This window comes from Brevundimonas sp. (genome assembly GCF_024711105.1).
GTDB lineage: Bacteria > Pseudomonadota > Alphaproteobacteria > Caulobacterales > Caulobacteraceae > Brevundimonas.
The window spans coordinates 50182-59713 of record NZ_JANJTL010000161.1; the positions used below are offsets into that span (position 1 = coordinate 50182).

Below are 9532 nucleotides of genomic sequence, written 5' to 3' on the forward strand. Positions count from 1 at the left end.
CATGGCGCGCGGAAATATGGCCTCAAGGTTAACGAAACCCGCGCCCGATTGTCGCTTCCGCCTGTGGCCGGCCTGGTTTACGGCGTTAACCTGAGCACGTCAGAGAGAGGTTGAATGACCGTCCGATTCCAGGGCACCCGCGACTACATCGCCACCGACGACCTGCGGATCGCCGTGGACGCCGCCGTGGCGCTTGAGCGGCCGCTGCTGATCAAGGGCGAGCCCGGCACCGGCAAGACCGTCCTGGCCTATGAGATCGCTCGCGCCTTCGCCGCGCCCCTGATCACCTGGCACATCAAGTCGACCACCAAGGCGCACCAGGGCCTGTACGAATACGACGCCGTCACCCGCCTGCGCGACAGCCAGCTGGGCGACCCGCGCGTGGCGGACATCTCGAACTACATCAAGCGCGGCAAGCTGTGGGAGGCGTTCGCCGCGCCCGTCCGCCCCGTCCTGCTGATCGACGAGATCGACAAAGCCGACATCGAGTTTCCCAACGACCTGCTGCAGGAGCTCGACCGGATGGAGTTCTACGTCCACGAGACGGACGAGACGATCCGCGCCGAGGTCCGGCCCATCGTGGTCATCACCTCGAACAATGAAAAGGAGCTGCCGGACGCCTTCCTGCGCCGCTGCTTCTTCCACTACATCCGGTTCCCGGATCCCGAGACGATGAAGGCCATCGTCGACGCGCATTATCCGAGCATCCAGACCCGGCTGGTGTCCGAGGCGCTCAAGGTCTTCTACGAGATGCGCGAGACACCGGGTCTCAAGAAGAAGCCATCGACGTCCGAACTGCTCGACTGGCTCAAGCTGCTGCTGGTCGAGGAGATCGATCCGGAGACCCTGCGCGAGCGCAATCCGTCCAAGCTGATACCGCCGCTGCACGGAGCTCTGCTCAAGACCGAGCAGGACGTGCACCTGTTCGAGCGGCTGGCGTTTCTGACCCGGCGCGAGACGACACGTCCGGGGCAGTGATGTGGCCGCCGTGCGGCTTACTGCGATTTCACTAGGTCGCGAGAAGGATTGCGGCCAAGTTTCAGGCCAAGAAGGAGATTGACCATGCGCTCCCCCCTGGTCCTCACCACCTGCCTCGTCGCCGGCCTTTTGGCCGCCGCCTGCGACCCGAACCCGTCGCTGCGCATCACCAAGCGCCATGAGACGTCTGACCGCGGCGGCCCTGTGCGCGCCGTCGAGACCCTGTCCTGCCCCGAACACCAAGGCGCGCTGACCCGGGTTTCGACCGCGTCTGACGGCCTGTCGTGCCGCTACGCGGGTCCGCGCGGCTCCGAGGTGACTCTGCGGCTGGTCGCCCTCGCCGACGGCCAGGACGCCGAGGCCGCGCTCCTGCCTTTCGAGGCGGGCTTGCGCGACCTCATGCCCCACACCATCGAACGGGCCGGCGCAGGCCGGGAACCCGGCGCGCCTGCGGAAGGCGGGCTCGTGAACGTCCGTTCGGAAGGCGATTCAACCAGCGTGCGGCTGCCCGGCCTGTCGGTGGATGCGGACGGCGACACCTCTTCGGTCCGGATCGGGCCGATCCACATCAACGCCGACGACAGCGATGGCTCGGCGGAGATCAGCACGGGTGACGAGGTCGTTTCGGTCACCGCCAACAACGAGGCGGCCGAAATCCGGGCGCGCTCAACTCGCGAGGCCCTGCGCGCCACCTATGTGCTGGTGGACGAACAGGCGTCCGAGGCCGGCTGGCGCCGCGTCGGCTATGAGGCCCGTGGGCCGATCGACGGCCCCCTGGTCGTTGCGATCATCCATTCCAAGAGCCACAGCGAGGACGAGGCCTTCGACGCCGCCGAGGAGCTGGTTCAGCTGAACGTCGGCGGCTGATCCTCAGACCGGCTGGATGTCCGTCACCTTGTAGGCCAGCGGACGGCCGTCATCGTCGGCCACCGAGACGTACTCGCCGACCGCGAACCTGTGCTCGCCCAGCCGATAGACAGCTTCGTCGTCGGCCTCCCCCTCGGCGTAGTCGAAGAACCAGTTGGAGCCCTTGCGCGCGAGACGCCCTTCCTGGGCGTCCTCGTCGGGCGCGAAGCGCCGGACGGTGCAGGCCTTCTGATTCTGCCTGAATGCCGACTCGTCGAGCTGGCCGTCCTGGGTGAGCGGCGCCACGACGGCGTAGCCGCGATGATCGTCCCCGTCCGCAAACTCCGTCCCGGGATTGCGGGCCAGGCGCATGACGATTCGGCTCAAGGACATGGCGTCTCCTTCTCATCCGGCCATTGACTTAAGGCCATAATGAGCCAACTCCCAACCCCCGCATCGGCTCCCGGGCCGGGCGTCACCGTAAGTTGAAAGTCGAACGATTGGCCAGGGCCGCCGCCACCAAATCCGGACCGCCGCCGCGCGCGTGGCAGCGCATGCTGTCGGGACGACGCCTGGACCTGCTCGACCCGTCCCCCCTGGACATCGAGATCGAGGACATCGCCCATGGCCTGGCGCGCGTGGCCCGCTGGAACGGCCAGACCGTTGGCGAGCATCCGTTCTCGGTGGCCGAACACAGCGTGGTGGTCGAGCGGATCGTGGGCTTCATCAAGCCGAACATCGAGCGGAAGTGGCGGCTGGCCGCCTTGCTCCATGACGCGTCCGAGTATGTGATCGGCGACATGATCTCGCCCTTCAAGAGCGCGCTCGGCGTCAACTACAAGGATTTCGAAGCGCGGCTTGAAGGCGCCATCCACCTCCGGTTCGGCCTGCCGGCCAGGACGCCCGCGGAGATCAAGACATTGATCAAGAAGGCGGATCGGGCCTGCGCCTACTTCGAGGCGACCCAGCTGGCCGGATTCGGCAGGACGGAGTCGCTGAAGTTCTTCGGTCGGCCGCCCGCGGGGCTGGAGCTGAAACTCGAGCCCCTGTCGCACTCCGCCGCCCAAGCCCTCTATCTGGAGCGTTTTCACCAGTTGGCGCGCGGGGCCTGAGGCATGGCGCAGGCCTCGGTCACGATCGGTCTCTCCGCCGTCGTCATGGCCCTGGTCGATGGCGAGCTCGCGGTCCTGACGGTCCAGCCCAGTCAGGCCCAGTTGCCCGCCCTGCCTTCGGGTCCCTTCGATCCCGCGGGACATCGGACCTTCGAGCTCGCCCTGCGGGCCTTCGTGGCGGCCCAGACAGGCCTGGATCTCGGCTACGTCGAACAGCTCTACACCTTTGGCGACGCCGGCCGTGACGCGCCGCAGGCCACGATCGGCGATACGACGCACGGCGAGGCCGACAGGGTCGTCTCGGTGGGCTATCTCGCCCTGTCCCCGCTGGCGGGCGACGTGACCCGGGCCGGCGTCGAGTGGCGGCCCTGGACGGACTTCTTCCCTTACGAGGACTGGCGCCTCGGCAGACCCGAGGTGATAGATTCCGTCATCGCGCCAGCCGTGTCGGACTGGGCCGGCAGGAGCGCTCCACGCCGGGCACGGGCCGAGGCGCTGTTCGCCCTCACGCCCGACTTCCGCTGGCGCGAGGATCGGGTGCTCGAGCGCTATGAGCTGCTCTACGAGATGGAACTGGCGCCGGAAGCGGGCCGCGATCACCAGGCGCATGGCCCTGACGCGGGCGCCAATCTCGGCCAGCCGATGCTGTCGGATCACCGGCGGATCCTGGCGACCGGCCTGGGGCGGCTGCGCGGCAAGCTCCGCTATCGGCCCGTGGCCCTGGATCTGGTGCCCGAGACCTTCACCCTGTCGCGGCTCCAGCGCGCTGTCGAGGCGGTGACGGGCCTGTTGATGCACAAGCAGAATTTCCGCCGCGGTGTGGAACGTACCGGCCTCGTCGAGGCGACCTGCCAGATCGAACCGGTCACCGGTGGACGACCCGCGGAACTGTTCCGTCGCCGACCCGTCGCGGCCGGTGACGCCCAGGCTCTGGGCCTGCCGCTTCCGGTCCTCAGATAGCAAAGGCCCCGCCGGATCGCTCCGGCGGGGCCTCGCCTTGGTTCAGACCGTCAGGCCTGATCTCGATCGACCGCTCCTTTAGCGGTTGATGTTGATCGTGGCGCGACGGTTCAGCGGCTCGCGCACGCCATCCGGGGTCGGACGGGCGAGATCGGTCTCGCCGCGGCCCTCGGTGGTGATGGCGCCGCCGGTCACACCCTGGGCGACCAGGGCGTCACGGACGGTGGCCGCGCGACGCTGCGACAGGCGCACATTGTAGGCGGCCGAGCCCGAAGTATCGGCGTGGCCCACGATGTGGACGCGGGTCGCGCCGCCGGCGCGGGCGTGGGCCGCGGCCTGGCGAACCACTTCCTGGGCCTGAGGCGTCAGGTCGTAGCGATCCCAGTCGAACAGCACCACGACCTCACGCGCCTGCCACGGCGGAGGCGGCGGAGGCGGAGGCGGCGGAGGCGGCGGGGGAGGCGGCGGCGGGGGAGGCGGCGGCGGAGGCGGAGGCGGCGGAGGCGGCGGCACCTGGCCGAACGAATGCCGGATGCCGATCGTCACCGAATGGTCGCGGTAGTCGCCGGTGATGGTGTCCACACCGTCGTCGAACTCGAGGTCCGAGATGTTGAAGTAGCGGTAGGTGAGGTCGAGGTTGGTCCGGGGGCCCATCATCCAAGCCAAGCCGGCGATGCCCTGCCAGGCGAAGCCTGAGTCATCCAGGGTGTCGGTGCCGTCGTCGAACTCCACCTTGCCGTAGCCCACGCCGGCGCCGATGAAGGGCCGCATGCGGGCGTTCGGATCGCCCATGTCGAGCAGTATGTTCAGCATCCCGGACATGGCGTCGGCGTCGACGTCGCTGACCGAGATCGGGCCGATCGATTCGACATCGCCCCAGCGGCCGCCGAGTTCGCCTTCGAAGCGGAAGCCGGGGCTCAGGCGAACGCCGAATCGGCCAAAGGCGGCGAAGCCGTTGCCGAGTTCCACCTCGACAGGAGCGCAGACCACGGCGATGGTGCCCGTGCAGGCCTCGCCGTCGAGTGCGCTGGGCCAGTGGTAGCCGATGTCCCCCGCGATATACGGGCCGTTCGGATCGGCCAGGGTCGGCGTCGCGACCAGTCCGAGTGCGAGGCCGGCGACGCCGGCCATCAGAGCGCGTTTCATGGTTCCTCCCAATGCCAAGCTTGGCATGTCCTGAACGCCGCCAATGTAACGCCGTTCCCAGCGCCTGAAAATATCTTCGTTCGTCGAGCGAACCTTGCGCTGGATCAAAAAAGCAAAGGCCCCGGAGATCGCTCTCCGGGGCCCCGCTTTGGTTCAGACCGTCAGGCCTGATCTCGATCCACCGCCTTAGCGGTTGATGTTGATCGTGGCGCGGCGGTTCAGCGGCTCGCGAACGCCATCGGCGGTCGGACGGGCCAGATCGGTCTCGCCACGGCCTTCGGTCGTGATCGAGGCGCCGGTCACGCCGTTGGCCACCAGGGCGTCACGGACGGTCGCGGCGCGGCGCTGCGACAGACGCACGTTGTAGGCGGCCGAACCGGAGGTGTCGGCGTGACCCACGACGTGAACCCGCGTGGCGCCGCCGGCACGGGCGTGAGCCGCGGCCTGGCGAACGATTTCCTGCGCCTGCGGCGTCAGGTCGTAGCGGTCCCAGTCGAACAGCACCACGAACTCACGCGCGTTCCAGACCGGCGGAGGCGGCGGAGGCGGCGGCGGCGGCGGAGGCGGCGGGGGCGGAGGCGGCGGCGGCGGCGGCGGCGGCGGCGGGGTCACCCAGCGGCCACCGAAGCGGCGGACGTAGGAGATGGTGTAGACGTTCGCGTCGCCGTTGGCCGGACCCGGATAGACGTCCGAGTAGAAGCCGTCGTCCTGGTTGTCGAAGCGGGTGTAGTCGACGCGCAGGCCGTTGGCGCCGCCACCGAAGAACCACTGGGCGCCGACACCGTAGTTGATCGAGTTCGACTCGGAGTCGCCAAGGCCCTCAACACCAAGCGTGTTGGTGCCGTAACCGAGGCGGAACAGCAGTTCGAAGCTGTTCGAAGCCGGAGCCACGCCGACCAGGTAGGCGGCGTACTGGCGTTCGAGGTTGACGTTGCCGATCGGCGTGTCTTCCTCGTCGAAGCCCATCGAGCCTTCCAGCTCGGCGCCGAACCAGCGGTTGAAGCGCAGACCACCGCGCAGGGTGGCGGCGTTCAGGCCCACGTCGCCAGGACCGCCAACGGCCGGACCGTCAGCGTGAACCTCGAAGCGGGACACGCCCACGTTGATGTAGGGGCTCACGCCCTCGTACCAGACCCATTCCTGGGCCGTGGCGGCCGATCCCGCCGCCAGAAGGGCGACGGCGGACGCCGATGCCAGAACGAACTTCATCGATGTCACCTCGAAAAGCTTAGGCGGCCCTCCCGCCATCATTTGACTGATAAGCGGGACTGCCGAAGGTTCATAGGGTTCAAGGCCCCGGGCCGGGGCGAAACGCCGCAGGGCGCGGCATTTCGGCAACGGTGTGACCAAACCATGGCGTAGCGTCACGGTTCGCCGCGAAGCTGAACCGCGGCCCAGCAGCGGTCAACCCGCGCGCTCGCGAAAACGCTTCTTTCAACGCCGGTTTTCCGGGGCTAAGGCCGCAATGTCACGTCGGGAGCCTGTCTTGAGCGCGCAATCCACCCCCTCGGGCGCGGTCATCGCCGCCACCGGGCTGTTTACGCCGGAGCAGTCGATATCGAACGCGGAGCTCGTCGAGGCCTTCAACGCCTACGTCGAGCGCTTCAACGCTGCCAATGCGGACCGAATCAGTTCGGGCGCGATCGAACCCCTGGCGCCGTCTTCGGTGGAGTTCGTGGAGAAGGCATCGGGGATCCGCTCGCGGTTCGTGCTGGACAAGGCCGGGATTCTAGATCCCGAACGCATGACCCCTCACCTGCCGGAGCGCTCGAACGAGGAGCTGTCCATCCTGGCGGAGATCGCGGTGAAGGCGGCGGAGGACGCGATCCGACGCTGGGGCAAGCCCGCTTCGCGAATCGATGCGGTGCTCTGCGCGGCCTCCAATATGCAACGCCCCTACCCCGCTATGGCCATCGAGGTGCAGCAGGCGCTGGGCATCGAGGGCTTCGCCTTCGACATGAACGTCGCCTGCTCGTCGGCCACCTTCGGCATCAAGACAGCGGCGGACTTCATCGCCTCGGGGTCCTGCCGAGCGGTGCTCGTGGTCAATCCGGAGATCTGCTCGGCCCACCTGAACTTCCGCGACCGGGACAGCCACTTCATCTTCGGCGATGTGGCCACCGCCGTGATCGTCGAGCGCGCCGACGAGGCGGTGGGGGGCTGGGAGATCCTGGGCACGCGGCTGAAGACGGTGTTCTCGAACAACATCCGCAACAACTTCGGCTTTCTTAACCGCCCCGCCCGTCCGACTGACCGGCTGGAATCGGGCGAGTCCAACGGCGAGGGGGCCGATCCGCTGACCGACCGGCTGTTCGTCCAGCAGGGCCGAAAGGTCTTCAAAGATGTGGTGCCGATGGTCTCCGACCTGATCGTCGACCACGCTCACGACCTGGGGCTGGATCCCGCGGCCCTGAAGCGGCTGTGGCTTCACCAGGCCAACATCAACATGAACGACTTCATCGGCCGCAAGGTGCTCGGACGTGATCCGACGCCCCGGGAGAACGTCATCATCCTGGACGAGTACGCCAACACCTCCTCGGCCGGCTCCATCATCGCCTTCCATCTCAACAGCGATGACCTGCACGCCGGGGACACCGGCCTGATCTGCTCCTTTGGCGCCGGCTATTCCGCCGGGACGGTCTTCGTGAGGAAACGCGCATGACGCTGGACCGCACCGACATCGGCGCCGTGATCGACGCCATGTATGCCTCCATTTCCGGACCGGCGGGGCCGCGCGACTGGGCGCTTTCGGCCCAGGCCTTCCATCCGGACAGCCGCCAGGCGCGCACCGGGGTCGACGCCCAGGGCCGTCCATGGATCAAGATCATGGATCAGTCCGCCTATCAGGCGGACGTCGAGCCCTTCTTCGCCGCCAACAGCTTCTACGAGGTCGAAACGGCGCGCCGCGTCGACGTCTTCGGCAACATGGCCCACGTCTGGAGTGTCTATGAGGCGCGCACCCACCCCGACGACGCCGAGCCGGAACGGCGGGGCATCAATTCTATCCAGCTCTACCGAGACGATGAGGGCCGCTGGTCGATCCTGAACATGATCTGGGACAACGAACGGCCCGGCCTGACCGTCCCGCCGCTCTAGCGCTCGGGCGGGTGCTCGGCCTTCCACTCCATGGCCATGCGGATCCGGTTCTCGACGCTGGGATGGTCGTAGAAGAAGAACTCCTCGATCGGCGACGGTGACGGCGCGCGATACTCCGCCGTCTTGATCAAGGCGGCGGCCAGGCCGTCCGGCTCGTTCGCGTGTTCGAGCGAGAACCGGTCGGCGTCCGTCTCGATGGTGCGGATCATGGTGTTGAAGACCGGCGTGGCCAGCACCGCCAGGAAGCTCAGCACCACGCCCAGAACCGGAAGTCCCGCGGGGTCCTCGATCCCGCCGACGCGGTTCGCGCCCAGCAGGCGGCGCGCTACCGGATAGAGCCGGTCAGCCAGCCAGAAGGCCGACATGGCCAGCACACCCATGATCGCGGTCATCCAGAGCGCATGCATGTGGACGTAGTGGCCCATCTCGTGACCCACGACACCACGGACCTCCGCAAGATCAGCCCCCTGCTGAAACATGACATCGCTCATGGCCACGCGCGCCGTGCCGAACAGGCCCGAGACATTGGCCGTGTAGCGGTCCGATTGCCGGCTCCCGTCGTAGATGTAGATCTTGTCCGAGGGCGTTCCCGTCCGCTCGGCGAGTTCGACCACCGCGTCGCGGACCGGTCCGTCCGGCGCGGGCGTATAGGTGTTGAACAGCGGCTCGATGAAGATCGGCGCGGCCAGCAGCATCAGGGCGATGAAGGCGGCGGTCAGACCGCCCGCCCAGGCCCACCAGAGCCGGCCCGCACGGCGGATCAGGGCGTAGATGCCGATCAACAGGACGGCGCTCAGGAGCGTGGAGATGGCCGCGGACATCGCTCCCTCCGCGAGCCAGCCGCCCACCGGCTGGCTGGTCAGGCCGTATTCCGTCTCACGCCGCCAGCCGGACCACCAGGCCCAGGGCAGGCTGAGCAGCCAGGTCAGGACGGCGTAGACGACGGCGATCGCGGCGACCGTGAGGTTGGGCCGGCTGCGGCTCCGGTTGAGGCGGTCGCGGACGCCGGTGAGCAGGCCCATGCGGATGATCAGCCATCCGACCACGACAGAGACGACGAAGCCCCACAGGATCAGCCAGTGCGATCCTTGCGTGTAGCTGACCGCCCGTTCGAGCTCCTCCGGCGACATGGTCGCAAGCCAGCGCGCGGTTTCCGCCTGGACGTCCACAGCCATGACCGCCCCCCCTGTTTCCCGGGCGGGAGAAGAGCCCGAGCCAGGATTTCGGACAAGAGAAAAGGCGCGCCCGACCAGCCCGCGCGGGGCGCGGTGGCCGGGGGCGGCCGTCCGCTCGCGTTGGCGGCCCGCGGCGACCTGCTCGACCGCCTGTGCCTGGAGCTGTCGCGGCCGGGCGTGTCCGTCGTGCTCGGCACCCCGGCCTTCATCGAGGATCTG

At 68.0% G+C, this 9532-nt stretch carries 10 protein-coding genes; 6 read left to right on the forward strand and 4 right to left on the reverse strand.

The genetic code is table 11. The features are described 5' to 3' along the window. Positions 1-114: 114 nt before the first annotated feature. Together Q0M60_RS13040 and Q0M60_RS13045 are read left to right on the forward strand one after the other, a co-directional pair. Positions 115-978, forward strand: a complete 864-nt coding sequence (locus Q0M60_RS13040) for a MoxR family ATPase (RefSeq protein ID WP_296820246.1) — start codon at positions 115-117, stop codon at positions 976-978. An 84-nt stretch (positions 979-1062) separates the two neighbouring features. Beyond that, positions 1063-1845: a methyltransferase type 11 gene (locus Q0M60_RS13045; RefSeq protein ID WP_296820249.1), complete on the forward strand. Its 783-nt coding sequence runs from the start codon at positions 1063-1065 to the stop codon at positions 1843-1845. A 3-nt stretch (positions 1846-1848) separates the two neighbouring features. Here the strand turns inward: Q0M60_RS13045 and Q0M60_RS13050 are convergent, their stop codons facing one another. Further along, positions 1849-2217 carry a hypothetical protein gene (locus Q0M60_RS13050; RefSeq protein WP_296820251.1) on the reverse strand — a complete coding sequence of 123 codons (369 nt, stop codon included), beginning with the start codon at positions 2215-2217 and terminating at the stop codon, positions 1849-1851. 161 nt (positions 2218-2378) lie between these two features. On the opposite strand from Q0M60_RS13050, the gene Q0M60_RS13055 reads away from it, so the two are divergent. Continuing rightward, positions 2379-2936 carry an HD family hydrolase gene (locus Q0M60_RS13055; RefSeq protein ID WP_296820277.1) on the forward strand — a complete coding sequence of 186 codons (558 nt, stop codon included), beginning with the start codon at positions 2379-2381 and terminating at the stop codon, positions 2934-2936. Between the two features lie 3 nt (positions 2937-2939). Next, entirely contained in the window at positions 2940-3896 is a 957-nt protein-coding gene (locus tag Q0M60_RS13060) for an NAD regulator (protein WP_296820254.1), read from the forward strand. Positions 3897-3974: 78 nt separating this feature from the next. Here Q0M60_RS13060 and Q0M60_RS13065 read toward each other — a convergent pair whose 3' ends face one another. Both Q0M60_RS13065 and Q0M60_RS13070 read right to left on the reverse strand, forming a co-directional pair. Next, on the reverse strand, positions 3975-5042 hold the full coding sequence (locus Q0M60_RS13065; RefSeq protein WP_296820256.1) for an OmpA family protein: 1068 nt from the start codon (positions 5040-5042) through the stop codon (positions 3975-3977). Between the two features lie 186 nt (positions 5043-5228). Then, on the reverse strand, positions 5229-6251 hold the full coding sequence (locus Q0M60_RS13070) for an OmpA family protein (protein ID WP_296820259.1): 1023 nt from the start codon (positions 6249-6251) through the stop codon (positions 5229-5231). 277 nt (positions 6252-6528) lie between these two features. On the opposite strand from Q0M60_RS13070, the gene Q0M60_RS13075 reads away from it, so the two are divergent. Together Q0M60_RS13075 and Q0M60_RS13080 are read left to right on the forward strand one after the other, a co-directional pair. Next, positions 6529-7704 (forward strand): beta-ketoacyl-ACP synthase III, encoded by a 1176-nt coding sequence (locus tag Q0M60_RS13075; RefSeq protein WP_296820261.1) that lies wholly within the window; start codon positions 6529-6531, stop codon positions 7702-7704. Beyond that, entirely contained in the window at positions 7701-8138 is a 438-nt protein-coding gene (locus Q0M60_RS13080; RefSeq protein WP_296820264.1) for a hypothetical protein, read from the forward strand. Before Q0M60_RS13075 ends, Q0M60_RS13080 begins: the two co-directional genes overlap by 4 nt. Here the strand turns inward: Q0M60_RS13080 and Q0M60_RS13085 are convergent. After that, positions 8135-9313, reverse strand: coding sequence for a M48 family metallopeptidase (locus Q0M60_RS13085; RefSeq protein ID WP_296820266.1), 1179 nt, complete (start codon positions 9311-9313; stop codon positions 8135-8137). The two genes, Q0M60_RS13080 and Q0M60_RS13085, sit on opposite strands and share 4 nt — an antisense overlap. Between the last annotated feature and the right edge of the window lie 219 nt (positions 9314-9532).

Coding starts and splice junctions, on each gene's coding strand:
- Q0M60_RS13060 (WP_296820254.1), top strand. CDS start 2,940: ATGGCGCAGGCCTCGGTCACGATCGGTCTCTCCGCCGTCGTCATGGCC.
- Q0M60_RS13080 (WP_296820264.1), top strand. CDS start 7,701: ATGACGCTGGACCGCACCGACATCGGCGCCGTGATCGACGCCATGTAT.
- Q0M60_RS13065 (WP_296820256.1), bottom strand. CDS start 5,042: ATGAAACGCGCTCTGATGGCCGGCGTCGCCGGCCTCGCACTCGGACTG.
- Q0M60_RS13085 (WP_296820266.1), bottom strand. CDS start 9,313: ATGGCTGTGGACGTCCAGGCGGAAACCGCGCGCTGGCTTGCGACCATG.
- Q0M60_RS13050 (WP_296820251.1), bottom strand. CDS start 2,217: ATGTCCTTGAGCCGAATCGTCATGCGCCTGGCCCGCAATCCCGGGACG.
- Q0M60_RS13040 (WP_296820246.1), top strand. CDS start 115: ATGACCGTCCGATTCCAGGGCACCCGCGACTACATCGCCACCGACGAC.
- Q0M60_RS13070 (WP_296820259.1), bottom strand. CDS start 6,251: ATGAAGTTCGTTCTGGCATCGGCGTCCGCCGTCGCCCTTCTGGCGGCG.
- Q0M60_RS13055 (WP_296820277.1), top strand. CDS start 2,379: ATGCTGTCGGGACGACGCCTGGACCTGCTCGACCCGTCCCCCCTGGAC.
- Q0M60_RS13045 (WP_296820249.1), top strand. CDS start 1,063: ATGCGCTCCCCCCTGGTCCTCACCACCTGCCTCGTCGCCGGCCTTTTG.